This window comes from Runella sp. (genome assembly GCF_965279615.1).
Classification (GTDB): Bacteria; Bacteroidota; Bacteroidia; order Cytophagales; family Spirosomataceae; genus Runella.
This window is the reverse complement of sequence record NZ_OZ257252.1, coordinates 2,542,448-2,565,601: the sequence shown is the minus strand read 5'-3', so window position 1 is coordinate 2,565,601 and position 23,154 is coordinate 2,542,448. Positions and strand designations below refer to the sequence as shown.

Genomic DNA, 23,154 nt, shown 5'->3' with positions numbered 1-23,154 from the left:
TGCAAAGCGAATTTACGTTTTATTTTAGCTAAATCCCTGTTTAAAATTAGATTGTTTGACCCCGGATGGGGTCAAACAATCTAATGCAAAATAGTTCTTATAGTCCGTCCATAAATAAACGGTCCAGATCACGGTGATCACAAACACCACAAGCACCGGAATGAAATATGTAATAAAAAAATCGTGGAAATAAGCGCCAAGCAGGAGATAGGCCGCCGCGATGCATAACTTTAATGGAATAAATTCTGCATTTGACCAAGTTGTTTTGATTTTGAAGAAGTTCATAGCGATACGTTTTAAGGTTAAATATTCATAACCTTAAAATACTTCCAACTGATTTTGGTCACTTTATTTAAGTGACGGTTATCACTGTATAAGTACATTTGCTAAAATAGTTTGATGTATTTCGCAGTTGTTTGACGGCAGCGGCCGGCCGCCCCATCCGGGACGGTCGGCCGCTGCCGTCAAACAAATAATGCAAAGTATACTTAATTGGAGAAGGAGTTAAATTAAAATTTGTTTTTAAACAGCGCTAAAATAGTACATCCAAAGGCAAGAATTGCCGCAACGGTTCTAATGAAGTGGTACTGATTCCACGCATTTTCGAAAACACTCCTCATGGTTGCAAGGTCATTTTGAGAAGCTTTTGAAATATCAAACGTAGCTAATTGATTGTTCAACGGAACATTGCCAAAAACGGTTATCCCAAAAACACCAATGAGATACAGTGCGGTTGCCGTGAGCATTAAATAAAAAGAGGTTGCGGGAGGTTGGGTGTATAAACCCCGGGATGCAATCGGATATAACAGAACCAAACCGAGAAAGCAACTGAAAAAATAAGGATTTTGGATGGCAATATTGATGGATTGCATCGCTCTTAAATAGGCTTCGTCAGGCAATGCTTTTAACCCATTATTGACCGAATACGAATAACTATACATCAATCCGGCAATTAAGCCTGAGAATAAAGTCGTTATAAACAGCGATATGTTCTGAAATGAAAGCATAACGTTAGGGATGAAGGTTAAAAAAAGAATGGCCTTTCAATAACACCAAAATAGGTGAATTTGTAAAGCAAATTGAAACGACAGCCCTTTTTTTACAAACTCTGCATCAAATCTTTGCGCTTCTGCGTGACATCTATACAGTAACGATAACAGCGTAAATAGACCCTTTTTGGTAAAGAGAAGGGCGCTCGCCCAACTTGCGAATAGTGGTGTAGCCAAGCTTTTCCAACAGGCTTTTCAGGGTTTTAAAACTCGTTGGGTACGGAACCCACGGATTAGGGGTATCCGTGTCGTATTCAACGATCAACAGGCGGCCGGTGACTTTAACAGATTGTTGGAGTTTGTTCAGAAAAGAAACTTTATCGCGGACAAAATGCAGAGAATTGGCCATCAAAACACCGTCTAATTTCGCAAAGTCAAGTGATTCATTCACAAAATCCAATTGCTTTTTCTGAATGGTAATTTTATTGGGATTGGGTTGATTGTCAAGCGATATGGGGCTTTTGTCCACTGCATAGATCAAACTTTCAGATGGAAGCAAGTTGGCCAGTGCATACGTAAACAGCCCCGAACCGCAGCCCAGATCTGCCCAGATTTCAGGAGCTATACTTTTTCCTAATCCATCGATGAGTTTAATGGCATCTTTTAATTCCATATGTTATATCAAAATTGCACTTAGACTTGGCAAGTTTTGGGAACTTGCCAAGTCTGAATGAATGCCTTTACATCAAAATATTATTTACGGCCTGAATGGCGGGCGGCAGATCGGTTTCGTCCAACATTTCCCGCAGGTCTATTTCAATCGTGCGACTCATCGACGTAATGGGGACATCATTCGCTCCGCCCTCAAAGGGATTTTCGGTACTTTCTCCCACTTTTTCCATGCTTGAAAATACCCACGAGACCAATACGCTGAACGGAATGGTCAGCCAAACCATGTGCTCGCCAAGTTTTTCAAATTCTTTCAACATTCCGAACGGAACCATAAATACAAAAAGCCGCACAAAAAATAAGTTGATGGAAGCAAACTGACGGGGATACGGAAAGTTTTTGATGCGCTCACATTTACCCTGTTGTTCATAAAAATTTACCAACAGATTTTCCAGCTCAATATAACTCAGCGATTCAATGTATTGCTGTTGTTTGAGTTCGCGCAAGTGCTTCGATTGCAGGCTGATGATGTGCGTAGCGCGATTTTTCTTGCTGAGCACGTAGGCTAATTCGTCGGCGGAAAGGAATTTTTTGAGTTCTTCATCAAGCTTTTGTACTTTTTCGGCAACGGTAAAGAATTGACTGTATTCTTTATTATAACTCTTATTCATATTTTCCCACGCTCGTGATTCCCTCAACTGAAACCGCAGTGCCGTCAGCCAGGCAATATGGCGGTAGATCAACTGCCGATGAATGACTTTGGCATCAGCCGCCGCATCCGGGGCAATCACCCCATCTTTGACCATGATTCCCCACGCCCGGCTGCCGTTGACTATGGCTCCCCAGATTTGTCGCGCTTCCCAGAGACGATTGTAGGTTTGAGTATTTTTAAACCCCACAATAAACGCTGCCGCCGTACCGACCAACGTAATGGGCACCCACGGAACTGCCAGCCAATGCCAACCCAAATAGTGATACAGAACGGTAGGAACGATGGCTAAAACCAGTAAAATATAAATTTCGCGACGGGTCCAAAGTAAAAATTCTTTGATAGTGTAATGACTTCCTGCGTGCATTATGATTAGAGGCGATTTAGGGTTGAATTAAAATGTCGCTTACTGCTTCAATAGGTTGTATTCGCTGACCGGCAGTGGCATTGGAGTGTGCAACATCACTTCGAAAGCGGATTGAAACTTGGAAACCAAAAAGTAATAAACTGAAAAATGTAAAAGTGTTAAGGGTGTTTATGTCAAACATGTTCCTTAAATAAACATAAACCTGTGATTTTGGCAAATTTTCACAGGTTTATGTTTAAAAGGAGTTTCTCAAATGAAAATTCTTACAGAAACATCCCGCCCGAAGCTTCGATGCGTTGAGCGTTGATCCAGCGGGCATCCTCGGTACATAAAAAGGCGATTACCCCGCCGATATCGTCAGCAACGCCTACTCTTCCCAAAGCAGTTGCCGAAGCCAAAAAGGTATTCAGAGATGCATTATCGCGCACGGCACCGCCGCCGAAATCGGTTTCAATGGCTCCGGGCGCAACCACGTTGGCCTTTATTCCCCGTGCACCCAACTCTTTTGCAAGGTATTTGGTAAAGGTTTCGATGGCACCTTTCATGGAAGCATAAGCGGCATAGCCGGGCGTGGCAAAACGCGCCAAGCCGGTAGAAAGATTAATGATACCTCCCTGATCGGCCAAAAGCGGCAGCAGTTTTTGGGTTAGGAAAAAGACGCCTTTAAAATGAATGTTGTAAAGCGTATCAAACTGCTCTTCCGTCGTTTGGACAAAAGAAGCGTAAATACCGATTCCTGCGTTGTTCACCAAAAAATCAAAGGATTCTCTGTTCCATTTATCTTTGAGCGCATTCTGTACCGATTGAGCAAAGGCGTCGAATGTGTTTACGGTGGAGGTATCCAACGGCAACGCAACGGCTCTGCCCCCGATCTGCTCAATGGCGGCTACGGTAGCTTCGGCTTCTTCTTTTTGGGTGCGGTACGTCAAAATAACGTCGATTCCTTTGCGGGCAATGCTCAGTGCTGCGTTTTTGCCGAGTCCTCGGCTACCGCCGGTTACGAGGGCGATCTTTGAATTTGTTTGCATGATTTGTTCATTAAAATTGACAATGCAAACAAAGACAACATTGGGCTGAAAAAATGGTGAGAGTTTCCTATTTAATGGTGAGAATTTCAGTATTTATGAATTGGTTACGGTATTCACGGGGTGTAATGCCCTGAAATGTTTTAAAAAACTTCGTAAAATTGGTCGGTTGCTGAAAGGTAAGGGCATAGCAAATATCGGCAATGGGCATCGCTGTTTCGCTGAGCATTCTCCGTGCTTCCTCCATGAGTCGTTCTTCCACAAAATCGCAGGGCGATTTTCCCGTGGTCAACTTGATGGTATTGCTGAAATGGGTAGGATGAATGTGCAGTAATTCGGCAAAATCTTTGATATGGTACGTATCATCCAGTTTTCCGTCCAGAATATCACGTATGTGGTTGTCTAAAAGCCGAAAAAAATTAGCGGTAATTTCGTCTTTACGGGTAAGTATTCTTTGTGGAATAGCCATATAGCTCGTTGTGTTTATTCCAACACTTCATAGATCATCAACGGATTGGCCTTGTTTTTAAGGGTTACTTCTCCGATGGGCTGACAATTAAACGATTCTTTCACTTTCTTATACGCATTTTCACCGATCACGATCTGGCCGGGTTTGGCCACTGACTGAAAGCGCTGCGCTACGTTGACCGTGTCGCCGATAACCGTATAATCCAAGCGCCGCAGCGAAGCCGAACCGATATTGCCTGAGATCATTTCGCCCGTATTGATACCAATGGCCACGCGCGGCATATAAGTAGTGTGGTCAAAAAGGTTTTCTTCAATGGCAGCAATGTGGCTGCGCACCGCTAAAGCCGCTTCGATGGCGTGGTCGGTGTGAAATTCCTGCCGAAAAACAGCCATGACGGCATCGCCCATGAATTTATCAACGTGGCCACCCTGCGCAATGATCTCTTTGACCATGACGTCAAAATACTTATTGATGAGACGCACAACGGTATCAGGATCAGCGTTTTCGGTAATGGCCGTGAAGCCGCATATGTCCATAAAAACCACCGTGGCTTCCACGGTCTCGTTGGCCATCAATGCCGATTCAAATTCCCGGCGACTCATAAAACTCAGCACATTTTCGTCCACATACATCCGCAGAATGTTGTTTTCTTTAATGGCCTGAAGGGTATCGCGCAGTTGTTGAACGTGCGTAAGTGTTTTTTGAACCGTCAGCTCAAGGTCTTCAAAATTAACGGGTTTTACCACAAAATCGAACGCGCCCCGGTTCATGGCCGTACGAATATTCTCCATATCGCCGTAGGCCGAAACCATGATCACTTTAATGAGTGGACTCAGTTCACTTACTTTACTCAGGAGCGTCAGCCCATCCATCATGGGCATGTTGATGTCGCTCAATACCAGATCTATATCGGGAATTTCCTGAAGGAGTCGGAATGCTTCGACGCCGTTGGGTGCAAAGACAAATTGGTATAAACCCTCGCGGATCTGTCGTCGAAATTTTTGTTTAATAAGCAATTCCAAATCGCTTTCGTCATCTACGACGAGCATTTTGGCTTTATTCATAATGAGTGGGTTAGTTTCTGTTTCAAATTGGCGAAGTCAATAGGTTTGGTCAGAAAATCATCCGCGCCGTATTTTTTTGCCTGATTAAAGTTTTCATCGTCGTTGTAAGCTGTGATCATCATAACGGTGGGCGGCGCGCTGGGGCGAGCCGTTCTGATACGTTTTAAAAGTTCTATACCGCTCATCCCCGGCATATTGATGTCTGAAAGGATCAATACGATTTCAGAAAAATGATCGTCCAAATACGTAAGTGCTTCTTCTCCCGAGTGCGCAAAGTCAAAAATCAGTTCACCGCTTCTGATTTCGCGCCGAAAGCGTTGTTCGAATAATGTTTTAATATCGTGTTCGTCGTCAACAACCAAAATTTTCATGAGAAAAAAGCTAAAAGGGATGTTTTGGAAGTGTAATAATACGAAAAATGTTGGAAACTAAAGAGGTGATTGCTTAGTTAGACAAACTAAACCGCGTCTCAAAAAATTTCAACTCATGAATAATTTTCAATACCACAATCCCGTCCGAATCATTTTTGGAAAAGGACAAATTGCGCAGTTGTCCAAACAAATTCCCGCAGAAGCTAAAGTAATGATTACCTACGGCGGTGGCAGTATTTTCAAGAACGGAGTATATGACCAAGTAAAATCATCTTTAGCAAAACATCAAATTATTGAATTTGGCGGAATCGAAGCCAATCCGACCTATGAAACGCTCATGAAAGCCGTAGAATTAGGGCGATCCGAAAACGTTGATTTTCTGTTGGCCGTAGGCGGTGGCTCGGTGTTGGATGGTACAAAATTCATTGCGGCGGCTATTCCATTCCAAGGGGAAGATGCGTGGCAATTGGTGGGCAATCGCGCCAAAATTACGGCAGCATTGCCGCTTGGGGCCGTTTTGACACTTCCGGCTACCGGCTCAGAAATGAATTATTATGCTGTCATCAGTCGTAAAGAAACGCAGGAGAAAAAGGGATTGGGGCATCCGCTTGTTTACCCAAAATTCTCTATTCTTGACCCCGAAACCACGTTTTCGTTGCCGCCGCGCCAAATTGCCAACGGCATTGCGGATGCCTTCACGCACGTGATGGAACAATACATGACCTATCCTGTTCGCGCCGAAATGCAGGATCGATTGGCAGAAGCCGTTTTACTGACGTTGATCGAAGAGGGACCCAAAATGATGGCCAACCCGACCGATTATGATTCGGCCGCCAATGTCATGTGGGCCGCAACGATGGCGCTCAACGGCCTTTTGGCGGCGGGTGTACCGACGGATTGGGCCACGCACCAGATCGGTCATGAACTTACAGCGCTGCACGGCATCGACCACGCACGTACATTGGCGGTGGTGTTGCCGCATTTGTTGGAAATTAAAAAAGATACCAAACGGGAAAAACTTATTCAATATGCCAAAAGAGTATGGCAGTTGAGCGGTACCGATGATGAATTAGTCGCGGGAGCCATTCAAAAAACGGCGGATTTTTATGAATCACTAGGTATTCCGACCAAAGCGAATGCGTACCCGATCAATGCAGAAACTGTCCGGGAAATCGTAAAACGCTTTTCAGAAAGAGGAATGAATTTTGGCGAACGCGCCGATATTACGCCCGAGGTGGTTGGAGAAATTTTGGAATTGAGTTTGAGCTGAGTTTTGGCAGTAGTCTATTTTTAATCATCCGGGTGAAACTGTTCGGAAAAGTAAAATAAGCCCGGCATATTTGCAGAAAAAAATACGACAATGCCCAACTGGATCACGGCTAAAGAATATACCGATATTACGTATAAAAAATGCGACGGTGTGGCGCGGATTGCGTTTAACCGCCCGGAAGTACGAAACGCATTTCGTCCCAAAACCACCTTTGAACTGCTCGACGCCTTTACAGACGCAACGCACGATCCGAAGATCGGCGTAGTGCTGTTGTCGGGAGAAGGCCCCTCGCCAAAAGATGGCATATGGGCTTTTTGCTCAGGAGGCGACCAAAAGGCTCGTCAGAAAGGCGGCTACCGCGCCGAGGATGGCCGCGACCGCCTGAATATCCTGGAAGTACAGCGCCAGATCCGTTTCATGACCAAGCCTGTCATCGCCGTTGTGCCCGGTTGGGCAGTAGGAGGGGGGCACAGCTTACATGTGGTATGCGATCTGTCGTTAGCCAGTAAAGAACATGCGATCTTCAAACAAACCGATGCCGATGTGGCCAGTTATGATGCGGGTTATGGTTCGGCGTATTTGGCCCGCATGATCGGCCAAAAACGGGCTCGTGAAATTTTCTTTTTGGGGCGCAACTATTCGGCGCAGGAAGCTTTTGAAATGGGCATGGTCAACGCAGTAGTGCCCCACGATGAATTGGAAGATACCGCTTTTCAATGGGCGCAGGAAATACTCGGAAAAAGCCCGATGGCAATTCGGATGCTGAAATTTGCCTTCAACCTCGTGGACGATGGCTTGGTGGGGCAGCAGTTGTTTGCGGGCGAAGCCACGCGATTGGGCTACATGACCGAAGAAGCACAGGAAGGGCGCGACGCATTCCTCGAAAAACGCAAACCCAACTGGGATAAGTTTGAACGGTTTTCGTAGAGTGACTAACGGGCGTCATTTTTCGCTTTTTGATAGTATAGTTGAAGACCTGCCGGGATGTTTTACCGGCAAGCCTTCTTTTTAACTCTTTATTTTGGCCCATGAATTGGATGAGACCGCTACTGATTACTTTTCTCTTTTGTATCAACCAATTATATGCACAGAAGTATGTTGTAAAGGAAACGCAGGGAGCGATCCTGCGCATGGATACAACGCAGAAAAAAATCTACCTGACATTTACCGGGCATGAGTTTGGCGAAGGTGGTACGGAAATTCTCAATACCCTCAAGGGCCATCATGTGAAGGCCTCTTTTTTTTTAACGGGCGATTTTCTGCGTAATCCTGCTTTTCAAAAAAATATTCGTCGCATTATTCAGGAGGGTCATTATCTTGGAATGCATTCCGATAAACATTTATTGTATTGTGATTGGGGAAAACGAGATTCGTTGTTGGTAACAAAAGACCAATTTGAAAAAGACATCAAAGCTAATCTGGCAGAACTCATAAAGCTGGGGTTACGTCCGAAACAGGCGATATTTTTTATGCCGCCGTATGAATGGTACAACGCTTCTGTTAACAATTGGGTGCAGGGAATGGGTTTGGCGTTAGTCAATTTTACGCCTCAAACAGGAACTAATGCCGATTATACGTGGCCGGCTCTTTCCAATTACCGTACAAGTGAACAATTGTACAACCGACTGATGCAGTTCGAGAAAAATACCCAAAATAGCTTAAACGGAGCGATTATACTCATCCATGCCGGCACAGATCCGCAACGAACGGATAAATTTTACAAAAAATTGCCTCAAATAATTACAGAGTTAAAAGCCAAGGGATATAGTTTCGGAAAATTTTGATCTAAAGAGTCCGGTTGAATTGCGTACCTTATTTCTCGGCAGTGACAATAAAATGATATACAAAGCCCCTCTTCTTTTGGGAGAGGGGCTTTGTACTATATTAAAAAAACTTATTTTTTCGGATTAGAGAACACTAGGCCGAACAGCAAAATCACCGTATAGCAAACAATTGGAAGCAGGTATGACTGCGCCACATTGATGTCTGCCACTTTTCCCATAATGGGAGGAAATACTGCGCCGCCTACAACGCCCATTACGATGAATGACGAAGCGCGCTGTTTGTGCTCGCCTAAGTTGCGCAATCCCAAACCAAAGATGGTCGGGAACATGATACTCATAAAGAAATTGAGCATCATTAACGCGATGAACGATACCCATCCCCATGTTTGAGAGATGATCAGACACATCACAATATTGGCACCCGCAAAAATGGCCAACAACACATTGGGTTTAATGAAACGCATCAAAAACGTACCAACAGCACGGCCGGCCAATAAAAGTACCATACTGAAAGAAAAATAGTACCCCGCTTTTTCGTCGGTCATCTCAGGAATGTATTTGATGGCATAATTAATGAAAAATGCCCAGGTAGCTCCCTGAGCCGCCACGTTGAAGAACTGCGCAATGGCTGCCCAGATAAAATGACGATGTTCAAATAACCCTTTTTTAGAACCGACACCGCTTCCCACTTCATCCTCTGACGATTCGGAGGTAAGCGGTGGAACTTTGATAAAGGAAAAGGAAACAGCTACTGCCGCCACTACCAGACCAATGGCAATGTAGAGGTATTTGACAGGAGCTAAATCGACGGTTACGTCGCCTGTAGGTACATTACGTAAGATGATATAAGAACCCAATACAGGCCCAATAATGGCACCGACACCGTTGAAGGTTTGTGAAAGATTGATACGTTGCTCCGACGTATCTTCGTGACCAAGGGCCGCAGAGAAAGGGTGAGCAACGGTTTCAAGGGTGGCCAAACCGCACGCCAGAATAAATAAAGCCGCTCTGAAAAAACCGAACGACTGTGCTTCGGCAGCGGGATAAAACAGGAATGCTCCAAGGGCATACAGTCCGAGTCCCAGAAGAACACCGTTTTTGTACCCATATTTTTTCATAAAGATTCCTGCCGGAATACCCATAACGAAATAGGCACCGAAGATGGAAAACTGTACCAGTCCGGAATCGGCCAATGATACATTCAAAACGGTTTGAAAACGACGGTTGAGCAAGTCTCCCATCGTGATGGCAATCCCCCAAAGTAAAAAAAGGCTCGTCACGAAGACGTACGTCGGGACGTATTTGGAGGTCAATAAAGGGGCATTTTTCATTAATAAAAGATTAGAAGGTTCAGGGTTGGTTTGCTATTGATGTTTAATGATCGAGCGATCCAAATGCACATACCCGCCATCCACATGAATCAACTGACCTGTCGTGTGGCTTGATTTGTTGGAAAGCAGAAAAACGACCGTTTGGGCAATTTCGTCGGGTGTGGTCATACGGTTACCGAGCGGAATTCGGCTATTGATGTCGTTGAGGGTTTCTTCGGGATTGGGCAGGGTCTGTATCCATTTTTCGTACAATGGCGTCCATGATTCAGCCACGATCAGAGCGTTAACACGAATGCCGTATTTGAGCAATTCTACGGCCCATTCGCGGGTCAGGGCATTGCGTGCTCCGTTAGAAGCGGCGTAGGCGGAGGTATTTCCCTGACCGGTCTCGGCTACTTTGGAACTGACGTTCACGATCGGGCCTTTGGTTTTGATGAGGTAAGGCAGTGCGTGGTGAGCGAGCAGATAATAGTGAACCACGTTTTTGTGTAAAGAGGCCATGAAGGCTTCATAACTGCCATTTTCGAGCCCAACACCATCATTAACACCGGCATTGTTGACCAAGCCGTCAATGCGTCCGAAGCGCTCTACGGTCAGGCGAACGGCCTTTTCGCATTCTGTGGGACTGGTCAATTCGGCTTCAATGCCGTATGCCATACCGCCCAGGGCTTCGATCTTTTCGATAACTGCCTGATTGTCGGCGGCACTGCGTCCAATAATGACAGGAATGGCTTCTTCAATAGCTAACGTACGGGCAATTGCTTCGCCAATTCCTTTGGCTCCCCCCGTCACAATAATTACTTTTTCTCTAAGGTTCAGATTCACTATAATTATATTAAAGGTTATTCGTAACAGTTACTGACAAACCTTATAGGTTTTCAAAACCTATAAGGTTTATGTTTGTATATATACTTCGATTGCGTCAATTAGGCCCACACCTGCGTTCCTTCGGTACAATTTTTACACATTTCGATCTCCGAGCGCGAACGGATCAACGTTTGACGAAAATCACGGTAAGCATTGCTTTGCCAGAGATTTTTAAAGGTTGTTTCCGATACATCGCCGAGGCGATAATGGGCGTCTTTGTCAAAACAGCAGGGAACCACTTTTCCGTCCCAGGTAATGACGCATGAATGCCACATCTTCCAGCAATGTCCATCAAGCCCGTTTTTGATTTGGTAGGTACCGTCAGACTTTTGGGTATAACGAGAGTACTTATCAATAGTGGGAATCAACGGGTCGCCTTGTTCATAATCGTAAATTTGGGCAGTTTTCAACCCTAACTCATCCACGCCCATCTCTTCTGCCAACCGTTTTACGTCTTCGATTTGATGTTCATTGGGCTGTACGACCAAAAACTGAAAAACCACGTGCGGCGTTTTTGATTTTAATTCCCGTTTCCATTTGAGAATATTTCGGGTGCCGTCCAATACTTTTTCCAGTTTTCCTCCCACGCGGTACTGCTGATATACATCCTGCGTAGTGCCGTCGATTGACACAATAAGGCGGTCGAGGCCACTTTCTACCGTGCGGCGGGCGGTGGCATCATTGAGATAATGAGCGTTGGTGGAAGTAGCGGTATAAATCCCTTTTTTAGAAGCATATTTTACCAATTCCAAAAACTTGGGATGCAAATAAGGTTCGCCCTGAAAATAAAAAATAAGGTATAAAAGAGAGTCAGATAATTCGTCGATGGTCTTTTTGAATAATCCTTCTTCCAGCATTCCCGTTGGTCGGGTAAACGACCGTAAACCACTCGGGCACTCGGGGCAGCGAAGATTACAGGAAGTGGTGGGCTCAAAAGATATACTCATCGGCAGGCCGCGCTGCGTAGCTTTGCCTGTCCATTTGGATTCGTAAAAACTATAAATCACTTTGAGGGCATTCCAGACACGCTTGCGAGAGAGTTTGGATAAAAAGTTGAGCCCATCATTTAAGTTTCGATTCATTCGTCAGGAGTGGAAGTAAAAAACTTTCCGAAAGGTAGCATATCTTTCGGAAATAGTTGATTAACCCAAAAACTGTCTTAAATAGTTGCGGCTCGTCAAAATAGCCTCCTTTACGTCTTCAATGCTGCCTTCGTAGGCTTTATCTTCCACTTCGATGCAAACAGGGCCACGGTAGCGCACATCGGTCAGTGCCGCGAAAAATTTCCGCCAGTTCACATCGCCTAAGCCGGGAAGTTTAGGGCTGTGGTATTCGAGCGGATTGGCCATGATTCCTACGCGATCAAGTTTTTCTTTGTACAGTTTGGCGTCTTTCAGGTGAATGTGGTGCAAACGGTCTTTGTAATCATAGATCGGTTTTGCTTCGTCCATCATTTGCCAGATCATGTGCGAGGGATCATAATTCAACCCCAAGATCGGGCTTGGAATGATCTCAAACATACGATCCCAAACGGCAGGGGTCGTGGCAAGGTTTTTACCGCCCGGCCATTCATCGTCGGTAAAGAACATGGGACAGTTTTCGATGCCGATCTTGACGTTATGCGATTCGGCCAACTGAATAATTTCAGGCCAAACCTTGCCAAACGTTTTAAGGTTTTCCGTAATATTCTTTGAAGGGTCGCGACCAATAAACGTATTGACATTGCGTAACCCCAAGCGGGCAGCGGCTTTAATTAACTGTTTAATGTGTTCTTGGTAAAAAGTGGCTTTTTCATTGTTGGAGTCCAATGGGTTTGGGTAATATCCTAAGGCCGAAATAGTTATGTTTTTTTCTTTGGCGTACCCTATGAGGTAATGGGCATACGTACTATCGGTAAGCACGCGGTCTGCATCGATGTGCGTAACACCCGCATACCGCCGCGCGTCGGCATTGTTGGAGGGCCAGCACATTATTTCAACGCAGGAAAATCCGTGATTTGCCGCAAAATCAATGACGTGCTCGTAGCCAAAATCAGCCAAAATGGCACTTACAAATCCAAGTTTTAACATGTTAATCAGAAGTTTTTAATTCGACTGCAACTTACTAAAAAGCGGCTGACGGAATGAAAGTTGCCCTGAAAAAAGGTTTATTGGCTCTGACACAGATCAATAGGGGAGAAGGGAGCGGAAAGTGTCTTTAGCATTTATACAGGCCATTTAAAATAATTTTCATGAAAACAACAGCCATTGCTGCCAAGGAACGCATCTTGCTCATTGACGGTCTTCGCGGATTTGCCCTTTTGGGAATTCTCATTGCCCACATTACGTATTGGTTCAACGCCGGTCCTGCTCCCGACAGTGTTTTCTCAAAATTCAATGACATTGGTTTTCAAATCGCCTCGACGTTCGAGGGAATCTTTATCTCCGGGAAATTCTACACATTTTTCTCGTTTCTCTTTGGGCTGAGTTTTGCCCTGCAAATGGAAAGCAAAAGCTTTACTATTGGGCGTTTTCTGTGGCGCCTGTTTATTTTGGGATTGATCGGGCTGGCCCACAGTTTGCATTGGAGAGGTGATATCCTCAGTATTTATTTTTTCGTGGGGTTGGTCATGATCCTTTTTCGCAATGCTTCCGATAAACTGCTGGTTATTGTGTCGTTTTTGATGATTCTTAACCTTCCCATTCGTATCCGTGATCTATATCGATTTGCTTATCCAACCCCGCCGCCGACGGCACAGCAACAAAAGCAAAACGAGGCTAAAACCAACGCATATTGGACAATGATAAAAGGAGAAAATTACGGTGAACTTCTCAAATCTAATGTTTCGGCTATTGTCGATAAGCTTGAATTTCAGTTTGACAGCGGACGTATTTATATTACCCTCGGTTACTTTTTATTGGGTTTATTGGCGGGTCGGCGCAAGTGGTTTGCGAAATGGGAAGAGCATCGACCGTTTTTCAAAAGATGGCTAAAGATCAGCGGCTTTTCCACGTTAGGTATTATTGCAGTCGCTATTCCGTTGGGAATCATTTTTGGAAATGGCCAGCCGAAACCGTGGTTTAATTTCTTAATGACTACCCTTTACGACGTTCATTGCATGTTTTTAACCTTTTTTTACGTCGTAGGGATGACGCTTTTGTTGCAAAAGAAAAGTTGGGCAGGAGCGTTGCAAAATTTTTCGGCCATTGGGAAACTGGCCCTGACAACCTATTTGAGTCAGACGTTGGTCGGAATGATTCTTTTCTATGGCTTGGGCTTTAATTTGATGGGTGAAGTGAACCCTTGGATTTGCTTACTGCTCACATTTCCCGTTTTTGGATTACAGATCATTTTCAGCCGTTGGTGGCTTTCCAAGTATACGTATGGGCCTATAGAATGGCTTTGGCGTTCGCTTACCTATTTGCGTTGGCAGCCATTAAAGCGCTCGAAACTTGCTGCTGAATTTGCAGATTCTTAAAATCCTACTTATTGCATAAGCGTATAGGCATTGGGGGTTGAGAACCTGACTTCACGATATTGTGCCGCCGGGTTTTCAAACCCGGCGGTTGTGGTTTCTCAAAACCACGATATATCAGTAAGGTCCGCAAATGAAATGAGGCTTTTTGCACTTTCATGGATGCCCGCTTAACGGAATAGGTTTGTTGGATGTTTTTATCTTTTGAAGCACTACAGGAATGCATATCCCTTTCGGACATTGGCAATCTTCAATGATTACCAACGGACAGCAGGTGTTGGTAGGGCATTGGCCTTGGGCAATTTCTACCGTATAATTTCCCGCTGCGTCAACCGATAGCGTCTGCGAGGTAGCTCCGTCTAGTTTGACGCCATTTTTGAACCATTGATACGTGGCATAACCCGCAGGAGCGGAGATAATGACCGTATCTTTGCGGGCAACACAGATCGGAATCGGTACACTGATGGATGCAATATCATAATCATCTTCTGATTTTACCGAATTGCCGGGTTCTGAATCAATATCATTGCCCGATGCCTTTATGATTTGGGCTTCATTCAAAAGAATACCATTTTCAAAACCGTTGTTTTTATTGATAACAACGGTAAGGTTCAGCGTATCGCTCAGGCCCGGACCGATAGCCAATGGCCCCCATTGATGCGTGAGAGAATTATAATTGCCCTGCGAAGCAATCGCGGATAAAAGCGTAAAATTGGAATGTAATGTATCCGCGACCATGACGCTATCGGCCGCTCCAAGAAGTGATGCATTATGGACAATGAGTTGGAAGGTAAGCGTGTCTCCGACTTGATGGATACAATCTCCGAGGACTCTTTTGCTCAGTTCCAGATCGATTTCCTGATTACCAAGAGACAGTCCAAAGTCCAACGTGTGATTGTTTTGGGCATTTTCACCCGTTGTTACTTTAATAATAACTTGGGTAGAATCACTATTGTATTCTGCATTCGAATCACGTAAGAAATTTTGCGTATCTCCCGTTACCTGCTTGGGAGAGACTTGTAAAGTTTCTTTGAGTTTTATGGTTTGGGTAGTGAAATTTTTGAGCAGTATAGAAGTGGAAATTTCCTGATCAAGGTCAATTCTCACTTCATAGGAGTGATTTCGTTTCAATCCTCCCGGCACGTTGTTGTCATTAAAATAATACTGGCCTCCGTTGGCGGTAGTGTCGCGGGCTACTTCTGTGCCGCCATTCTGCATATCATGAAGCGTAATGATGATATTGTCGAGCAATCCTTCATTGGCTTCCTGAATACCGTCGTTGTCGGTATCGTACCATAAAATATTGCCGATTTCGAGAGGGGCAGGTTCACAAATACCGGCCAGATCACCTACACCCCCTGATTTGCCCAACGAACCCGGATTGATGGCATAAACGGCAAAACCACGTTTACGGGTGCCTGTTTTAGTATCAAACGCAACAAATCCGGTAGCCAGATAAGTAGCATGAAGGGGATCCATGGCTGATATAAGCACTTCTTCAACACCGGATATCTTGAAAAGGCCTCCATTGGTGATTTCAGCGTGACCGACATTGCCATTGCCGTTCAACCAATAATCTTCACAGAAAAACTCGCCGCCGCCGGGACCTGAGTTGGTGTTTATTCCGCATCCCTGCAAATCTCCCGATTTGGCGTTGCTTTCCAGTGTAAAAGTACCATCGGCATTACGCTGAGCTCGGACCAAGTCGCCGCTCATAAATCCATAATAATCCAATGTATCATTGACGGCAATACCCGGTTGATCTTGCCCCGTTTGCAGTCCGAGGCGATCCATGAAGGCGAGGAGCAAAGAACCGTCATCATCAAATTCAAGGTCGGAGAGAATGGCTTGGGGATAGACCGCAAAAGCTGCGATCGGATCAGAGGCACCATTGGGGAAATTGCACTGTTTGGGAAATACGTTTGTCCAAGGCATCCATGACGTGATCGAATCACAACCTTGGGTGTTATCAATCGGGCCCCGAGGATAATTAAGTCCAAATTCGAAAATATTTTTATAGGTTGCCGTTTTAGGATTAAACTCATAAACAGCAGCCTTGAGATCGTCTTTCTTTTGTGATGTTTCGGCCGTACACACCACTCCCAAGTACAATTTACCTCGGTAATATTTAAGCCCCCACGGAACAAATTCATTGTTTGAACAACCGGGATGAGGTATCGTAAAAGAATGGGTATGTGCTTCCTGAATATTGGCCGGGGCAATCATGGGTTTGCCGACCAAAAAACTATACAGTTTCCGGTCATAAAGATTGACCATAAAGAGCGTGTCCTGATTGGTAGATAATTGTGAACCGCCCAAGCCCACTTTTCCCGCTACATGAAAAGACAGAGAATCGCGATTGCGAGCCAACTTATCGGCAGGAAGAATATTCAAATGGGTGATCGGGTCAATGTGCGGATCAGGACCTGTATCAATGCCAATGGTCTTGACATCCAAAAAATTAGATACGGCTTTGGTTTTCAAATTAATAGAATAATATCCGCCGGTACCGAGAGGCCCCAAACCAACGTGTCGACGCGTGATGGCACCTACCAAAAGTAAATTAGTGGCTCGTTGATAGGCCGCTATCCAAGTGGCACCAATCTCGCTTGCTTTGGCAAGTTTGATCATCGAACTGTCTTGAACACCCGCAAGTCCATGCGCAGTATAATCAAAGACAACCAAGGCAGGATCATCGCCGGCGCTGCCATTTTTAAGCGGATCACCCATTGCATAGCAGGCGGTTACAATTTTAACTTCACTGCCCACTCGGCAAAACTCATCGTCATTGAGAATTCCCAGGTCTATGTTTGCAGCAGGAGCTTGAATAAAACGAATTTCAGTACCGTTCTGTGGTCCTACAAGGCTGACAAAAAATGTTTCGGGCAAGTTGAAAAATTCCAATCTGGCCAGCGAGCCCGTTGGGACCTGTTGGGCAGAAAAAGAATAATGACCTAACGTATCGGTTTGGGTAATAATGGGTTGGGTAGTACCGGCAACAAAAATACGGACGCCTACTTTGGACACACCTGCTTCACCGGGCGCAGTAAAGGTCTGGGTACCGTTAGCGTCAAAATCGTAAAAAACGGTTCCGCTGATTTGGGCATTTGCGGTAATAATCCCTGAAATGCCCGAAAAGAATAAGTAAACAAGATACCTGCTAAAAACACGCAGTAATAATGGTTTCATTTTGGGTAACATAGGTTAGAAAAAATTGAATCGGCACCTCTCTTTTGAGGGTATTAGGGTAAAGTATTGCTATATAAAGTATATAGATATTATATACCTAAAAGGTAAAAAAATAGAATTAAATCAATTCAAATTTTGTAAAATCAGTAGTATTGATGTTTTAGTATATTTTTAATAATTATTCGATACTATAAACACTTTAAAGTGTTATATTTAATTCAGAAGACATACTTTACCTGACCGGCCATAACTGTCATTGTTACAATGAACAAATGGCTGATAATAGCGGCAAAATGCACTGATAACCGTTAAGGTGTATAGATGTGATTAAGACCGTAAGATGAACCGGTCAAAAAAAATGAATTATAATTTTAATAGATTTTTTCATCAAGAGGTTAGTTATTCGACATATTTTGGTTGTCAAATACCCTGCCATAAGAGATATAGGGAGAAAAAAAGAAGTATAATAAAGCGAATTGTTGTGCTAAATAGCTGGTAATGAGTAAATTGATAGTTGGCGTGTGGTTTAATTAAAATAATCGGCCTAAGTCATCATATAAGAAGTAAAAAGACAGACCGGTATATTTTTCTAAGTAGTAAAATGCTATTTATTTGGCCTCAAAAATAATGCCGGAAAGACTGAATGGGATGTTTATAAAACCCAAACAGTATATTTATTTCTCATCGTTTATTCATCATAATGAGGCATTTAAGAAGATAATATATTTGTATAAACGGTATCCCTAACCGCTTGGCTAAAGTTTGGAAGGAAAAACTGAAAATATACTTTAATGAACGAAAATAAAGAGGCCGCGTAAGTTTCTGCTTACGCGGCCGGGAATATTACAGCATTTCTACTTTTGTTACATTGTCATCAGAAATTCGGTCGATGAGTTTATTGTAAGGATCAATTCCACCTTTGACGGGTTTGCCTTTAACGATCAATTCAATGGTATGTGTACCGGGAGTGAGTTTGTGTTTATGGAGATAAAGCGGCACTTTTTGTTTCATGCCGATCTTGTTTTTTGTTTCTTCAGCAAATACACCAATGTCCATGTAATTAGCCGTTTTTCCCTGGGCGATCTCTTTTCCGGTTTTATCATAGTAAAGCTTTTTGGTTTGTATGGTCAGCTTCACTTTGTATTGATCACCTTTAAGCGGTTGGGCTTCAACCTTTGTGACTTTGTTTTCGTAGACCGTGATCTTCTTGATACAATCTTCTACAAAGTATTTGAGCGAATCGGGGGTTTGGTCGTGAATGGCATTGTACCATTCGTCGGTTGTGGTAAATGGCGCTTTTTGGCGGAAGGCGGTGGCTTTGGCGTAATCTTTTAGCCAGCCATTCAGTTTTTGCTCGCCGATCATGTCCTGCAATGCGTAAAATGTCAACGTACCTTTTCCGTACCAAATGTACGAGCCGGTTTCGTTGTCCATGAGTGGCTGTTCTCCTTTACTTTCTGTACCCCGCCCGCGCAGGTATTGGTCAAGCGCGTATTTGAGACGCTCCTGCATCACATCGGGGCCGTATGCGTGATGCAACACCATATGTGAACTGTATTCGGCCAGTGCTTCCGCGATGTTGTTGCCGCCTCGCGTATAGCTTGGCATGACCTGATGTCCCCACCATTGGTGCGCTACTTCGTGAGCGGTTACGTAATAGGCGTAGTCGGTTTTGTTAGGATCAGAAAAGTCTGCCAGAAATCCAAAACTTTCGGAATACATGATCGTATTCGGAAATGATTGGGCAAATGTTTGATAACGAGGAAATTCCAAAATCCTCATTTGCCGAAACTGATAAGGTGTAAAGTTGGACGAACAATACCGAAGGGCGTCTTTTAAACCGTTCATGAAATGACTGATGTTTTTGCCATGCGTAGGATGGTGAAAAATCTCCACTTTGATGTCTTGCCCGTCGGAATTTTTAACAGTCTCACGGTGGACGGTGTACTTGGCCGAGGCTACGTTGAAAAACATATCCATGACCTCGTTTTGTTGGTATTTGAAATATTTCCGATTGCCCTGCGTCCATTCTTTCTGCAAATATCCGGGCATAATGGCAATTTGGTCGGGTTCGGTGCTGACGGTGCCTTCAAAGGTGATCCAATCGCCTTCCTGACTGAACAGGAAGTTTTTTAAGCCGGTTGAATCTTTACGGGTAGGCATTTCAAATTCCCGAATTGGTAACTTGTATTTTTTACGGTATCGCTCCGATTGCAGCTCACCCTGAACACTGTAACCAATGCTCGGGAATAGATCACCGTGATTCAGGAAGGTGCCGTTGTCGGTTACGGTAAATTGGTCTTCTCCGCCTTGTCTGAACCCTCTGAATTCACCGTGCGAAACAATTTCGATAACGGCCGAATCATTGGGCATAAGTGTTTTGGGTAATTTATAAATATAGAATCGCAAGGATGTATCATTCACCACTTTAAGAGGTTCAATTCCGTCGATTTTGATACTCATTTTGTAATGAGGAAAACCGCTCCCAACATTCAGCAATAGCGAATCCAGCGGTTTATTGTGCTTGTTTTTTACTACAAAACGCCCGCGCGCGTCGGCCATTCGTTGTTTGGGAAATAAGTCTACCTCTACTTTTACGGCCGTTACTTTAGGTTGAGGCTTGAGGTAATACTTACGATATTTTTGTTCGTAAGAAACCTGGCGTTCACGCCCTTCTTCGGCGGTGCGGTACTTATTCAAAATACTTTGGTTATAATAAATAAAACCTGCCGAGCCGAGCCAAATCAACGTAAATACACTCAACAATGCACCCGTAGTAGGCGTAAAGCGTTGTTTCATCAACTGCCAACGATTCTTGAAGTTGGTTTCTGTACCGCGCGACCAAAATAAATTGCCAATTACCAAAAACACCGAAGCTAACCCGCCCCAGCACAGTACGTACCAAACGGTATTCTCGGTAAAGCCAAAACCGTTCATGTCGGAATAGGTACCCGTAGGAACTGCATTGAAATAGAGAAGTGCATATTTATATTCCGAAAAAGCGCGGGTTCCGTATAAGATCGCCCAAAATCCAATATTGACCACGTGGCCTGTCATTTTATTATTGACCAACGTATGGATCAAAAACGTGATCATGGTCAAAAAGGTCCATTGCAAAATAGGAACGGCATACCCTTGCAGATAAAGACCGAATTGGTAATCGAAGTAACTATTGGCGGTTTGCCAAATCATTCCGCACAAAATACCGATGACCGGAATCAATAACATTACACCTAACATTGCCAAGAACTTAGAGCCGTACACCAACCAGTTGGGCAAAGGGAGGGCATCGCTGATAAGGTGGAAATTGACCGTGCGGTCGCGGTGGACGACTTCTCCCGTAATGAAAATAATCAAAATGATGACAATGAAGTAGAAAGTACCGTCTTTTGATTCAAGCATCAAAAAAGTGGTTGGCAGTGAGTCAGTGCCGTACATCATGCCGTTGTATTGACTGTCGAGGAATAAAAACAAAGCTGCCGCCAACAAAATGGCGATAAAGAAAGGGTCGCGAATGATGTTGCGAAACTCGATCTTAGCCATGCTGAACATTTGCCCCAAAAAACGACTTGTTGAGTATATCTTTTGTGAAACGGGCAATTGCGCCAACGAAATGGAAGATGTTCCGGCAGTACTCTTTGCTTCTTTTTTAAGTTTTTTCTGCGGAGCAGGAGCCAGAAAACGTTGAAATTCAAATCGCCACAGTAAATAAAGAAGCGGCACCAATCCTACCGTAATCCAAATGAGTCGATTGTAAAGAAAATTGCCTTCTAAAGGAAACATGCGGGTATTTTGCTCCGAAACGGTCCAATAGCGTGTCATGTCATCCAAGGCATTGAGCGCAAAAGGGTCAAGCAAAGCAGCTAATTGTTTATTGTCCAGATCAGACATCAGAGAGGATGCTACCAAATAACCCACCAATAAAATGACTCCACCTGCATAGGTTACAAACACTCGGCGTGTGAGCGCTACCAGACTGAAAAACAGGCTCCCCGCAAAAAATAAATTAGGAACTCCCACCACTAAATAAGGCCACAAATAATTAATAAGACTGAAGGGGCCAATGCGTTCGGCGTTGTCGCCTACCTCAAAGGTTTTACTGATCACCGCCCCCAACATATGGCCGACGATCATGCCGGAACCAATGAACAAAAGCGTCAGAAATGACCCTATGAATCTTCCCATTAGATAGCCTTTTTCGCTGATGGGGTAGCTGAAATAATAGGCTTGGGTTTTGTGTTCAATGTCGCGGTAAACCGGTACGCCCATTACCGCCGTGGCGAGCAGTACGCCAAAGACGCTCAAAACAGCAATAAAAACGCCTGCTTGGGCGGGGCCGTTGATGAATACTTTTTCAGAGGAGCCTCCGCCAATGCCAACGGAGCCAAACAAAGCCAAAAGCAACGAAAAAAGCAGCATGACCAACCAATAGCCCCACGTAGCGGGGCGCTTGAATCGGTAGCTGAGTTCGAATTTGAGTATTTTTGAGAACATAGATTTTGCCTTATTGTTTGAACCATATAAGGCATAAAAGGAAATATTAACCTTATATGAACTTATATTTCTTATATGGTTTAATGAAAAATTAAACAGCCAACCCCTGACGCGCAGTGATTTCGGAGAAATAGACATCTTCCAAGTTGGGCACATCGGCGTCAAAGCCGCTGAGTGGCTCGTCTGAAACGACCCGAATCTGGGTTTTGCCCATTTTCAACGACGTAGAAATAACCTGATGGTCTTCGCGGTATTTGTCCAGTTCAGATTTTTCGATCAATTTCTTAAATACCTTTCCATTAAGCGATTGCACTAAGTCATTCGGATTTCCCTTAGCAACCACTTCTCCCAAACAGATGATGGCCATTTCGGAGCAAAGGTTAGTGACGTCTTCCACGATGTGGGTAGAAAGTATGACAATGGTATTTTCACCGATCTCCGACAATAAATTATGAAAACGATTGCGCTCGGCGGGGTCAAGACCGGCGGTAGGTTCATCGACAATGATCAATTTAGGATTACCGATCAATGCCTGTGCGATGCCGAAGCGTTGTTTCATCCCGCCTGAATAGGTGCCTAAATTCTTTTTACGGGCGTCGTAGAGATTCACTTTCTGCAACAATCCCGTTACGATCTCTTTGCGTTCGCGGTTGTTGGCAATTCCCTTTAGATCAGCAATATGATCCAACATAGTCTCGGCACTGACGCGCGGATATACGCCAAATTCCTGTGGTAAATAGCCAAGTACTTTACGCACTTCCTCTTTTTGATGCAATACATCAATGTCGTCGAGAGCAATGCTGCCGCTGTCGGCTTCCTGGAGGGTGGCAATGGTTCGCATTAATGAAGATTTACCCGCGCCGTTTGGTCCCAATAGACCGAACATTCCTTGGTTGATCGTCAAAGAAACATCTTTAAGCGCCTGAACACCGTTGGAGTAGGTTTTGGAAAGATTTTGAATGATTAATTTCATAAGTCGGTTGTAAGGGTTGTTTTCTTACGAAAATAGTAAAAAGACATATATTTTCAGGGTAATTTTAGGATTAAAGGCAACATAAGCAGATGAGCGTTTGGCGGTAGTGCGTAAGTCGTTTGTTTTTGT

Annotated in this window: 19 protein-coding genes; 4 read left to right on the top strand and 15 right to left on the bottom strand. The window is 44.2% G+C overall.

Annotated elements, in window-relative coordinates; translation table 11 throughout:
• Positions 1-24: 24 nt before the first annotated feature.
• The 8 genes from ACQY73_RS11205 to ACQY73_RS11170 all read right to left on the bottom strand — a co-directional run bounded on the left by ACQY73_RS11205 (position 25) and on the right by ACQY73_RS11170 (position 5,663).
• A complete protein-coding gene (locus tag ACQY73_RS11205; RefSeq protein ID WP_428665582.1) occupies positions 25-285 on the bottom strand; it encodes a hypothetical protein in 261 nt (86 codons plus the stop codon).
• A 224-nt stretch (positions 286-509) separates the two neighbouring features.
• Entirely contained in the window at positions 510-1,007 is a 498-nt protein-coding gene (locus tag ACQY73_RS11200) for a DUF1772 domain-containing protein (RefSeq protein ID WP_428665579.1), read from the bottom strand.
• Positions 1,008-1,140: 133 nt separating this feature from the next.
• A complete protein-coding gene (locus tag ACQY73_RS11195; protein ID WP_428665577.1) occupies positions 1,141-1,662 on the bottom strand; it encodes a class I SAM-dependent methyltransferase in 522 nt (173 codons plus the stop codon).
• Positions 1,663-1,729: 67 nt separating this feature from the next.
• The gene (locus ACQY73_RS11190) at positions 1,730-2,734 is read right to left on the bottom strand and encodes a bestrophin family protein (RefSeq protein ID WP_428665575.1); all 1,005 of its coding nucleotides are present in this window, start codon (positions 2,732-2,734) and stop codon (positions 1,730-1,732) included.
• A 263-nt stretch (positions 2,735-2,997) separates the two neighbouring features.
• The gene (locus ACQY73_RS11185) at positions 2,998-3,762 is read right to left on the bottom strand and encodes an SDR family NAD(P)-dependent oxidoreductase (RefSeq protein ID WP_428665572.1); all 765 of its coding nucleotides are present in this window, start codon (positions 3,760-3,762) and stop codon (positions 2,998-3,000) included.
• A 67-nt stretch (positions 3,763-3,829) separates the two neighbouring features.
• Positions 3,830-4,228, bottom strand: coding sequence for a helix-turn-helix domain-containing protein (locus ACQY73_RS11180; protein WP_428665569.1), 399 nt, complete (start codon positions 4,226-4,228; stop codon positions 3,830-3,832).
• Positions 4,229-4,242: 14 nt separating this feature from the next.
• Positions 4,243-5,292 (bottom strand): adenylate/guanylate cyclase domain-containing protein, encoded by a 1,050-nt coding sequence (locus ACQY73_RS11175; RefSeq protein ID WP_428665567.1) that lies wholly within the window; start codon positions 5,290-5,292, stop codon positions 4,243-4,245.
• Positions 5,289-5,663 carry a response regulator gene (locus ACQY73_RS11170; protein ID WP_428665565.1) on the bottom strand — a complete coding sequence of 125 codons (375 nt, stop codon included), beginning with the start codon at positions 5,661-5,663 and terminating at the stop codon, positions 5,289-5,291. Before ACQY73_RS11170 ends, ACQY73_RS11175 begins: the two co-directional genes overlap by 4 nt.
• Before the next feature lie 115 nt (positions 5,664-5,778).
• Here ACQY73_RS11170 and ACQY73_RS11165 point away from each other — a divergent pair, with 115 nt between their 5' ends.
• The 3 genes from ACQY73_RS11165 (at position 5,779) to ACQY73_RS11155 (ending at position 8,717) form a co-directional block, all read left to right on the top strand.
• On the top strand, positions 5,779-6,933 hold the full coding sequence (locus ACQY73_RS11165; protein ID WP_428665562.1) for an iron-containing alcohol dehydrogenase: 1,155 nt from the start codon (positions 5,779-5,781) through the stop codon (positions 6,931-6,933).
• A 90-nt stretch (positions 6,934-7,023) separates the two neighbouring features.
• Positions 7,024-7,860: a 1,4-dihydroxy-2-naphthoyl-CoA synthase gene (locus tag ACQY73_RS11160; protein ID WP_428665560.1), complete on the top strand. Its 837-nt coding sequence runs from the start codon at positions 7,024-7,026 to the stop codon at positions 7,858-7,860.
• Between the two features lie 101 nt (positions 7,861-7,961).
• Positions 7,962-8,717, top strand: coding sequence for a polysaccharide deacetylase family protein (locus ACQY73_RS11155; RefSeq protein ID WP_428665557.1), 756 nt, complete (start codon positions 7,962-7,964; stop codon positions 8,715-8,717).
• 110 nt (positions 8,718-8,827) lie between these two features.
• Here the strand turns inward: ACQY73_RS11155 and fucP are convergent, their stop codons facing one another.
• From fucP to ACQY73_RS11135, 4 genes are all read right to left on the bottom strand, one after another.
• The gene (gene fucP, locus ACQY73_RS11150; protein ID WP_428665554.1) at positions 8,828-10,048 is read right to left on the bottom strand and encodes an L-fucose:H+ symporter permease; all 1,221 of its coding nucleotides are present in this window, start codon (positions 10,046-10,048) and stop codon (positions 8,828-8,830) included.
• Positions 10,049-10,081: 33 nt separating this feature from the next.
• Positions 10,082-10,873, bottom strand: a complete 792-nt coding sequence (locus ACQY73_RS11145) for an SDR family oxidoreductase (protein ID WP_428665552.1) — start codon at positions 10,871-10,873, stop codon at positions 10,082-10,084.
• A 101-nt stretch (positions 10,874-10,974) separates the two neighbouring features.
• Entirely contained in the window at positions 10,975-11,997 is a 1,023-nt protein-coding gene (locus ACQY73_RS11140; protein ID WP_428665549.1) for an SPASM domain-containing protein, read from the bottom strand.
• Positions 11,998-12,057: 60 nt separating this feature from the next.
• The gene (locus tag ACQY73_RS11135) at positions 12,058-12,984 is read right to left on the bottom strand and encodes a sugar phosphate isomerase/epimerase family protein (protein ID WP_428665546.1); all 927 of its coding nucleotides are present in this window, start codon (positions 12,982-12,984) and stop codon (positions 12,058-12,060) included.
• 161 nt (positions 12,985-13,145) lie between these two features.
• Here ACQY73_RS11135 and ACQY73_RS11130 point away from each other — a divergent pair, with 161 nt between their 5' ends.
• The gene (locus ACQY73_RS11130; RefSeq protein ID WP_428665543.1) at positions 13,146-14,372 is read left to right on the top strand and encodes a DUF418 domain-containing protein; all 1,227 of its coding nucleotides are present in this window, start codon (positions 13,146-13,148) and stop codon (positions 14,370-14,372) included.
• A 153-nt stretch (positions 14,373-14,525) separates the two neighbouring features.
• Here the strand turns inward: ACQY73_RS11130 and ACQY73_RS11125 are convergent, their stop codons facing one another.
• The 3 genes from ACQY73_RS11125 to ACQY73_RS11115 all read right to left on the bottom strand — a co-directional run bounded on the left by ACQY73_RS11125 (position 14,526) and on the right by ACQY73_RS11115 (position 23,025).
• Entirely contained in the window at positions 14,526-17,558 is a 3,033-nt protein-coding gene (locus tag ACQY73_RS11125) for an SdrD B-like domain-containing protein (RefSeq protein ID WP_428665540.1), read from the bottom strand.
• A gap of 843 nt (positions 17,559-18,401) precedes the next feature.
• Positions 18,402-22,052: an ABC transporter permease/M1 family aminopeptidase gene (locus ACQY73_RS11120; protein WP_428665538.1), complete on the bottom strand. Its 3,651-nt coding sequence runs from the start codon at positions 22,050-22,052 to the stop codon at positions 18,402-18,404.
• A gap of 91 nt (positions 22,053-22,143) precedes the next feature.
• Positions 22,144-23,025: an ABC transporter ATP-binding protein gene (locus ACQY73_RS11115; protein WP_428665535.1), complete on the bottom strand. Its 882-nt coding sequence runs from the start codon at positions 23,023-23,025 to the stop codon at positions 22,144-22,146.
• Positions 23,026-23,154: the final 129 nt, after the last annotated feature.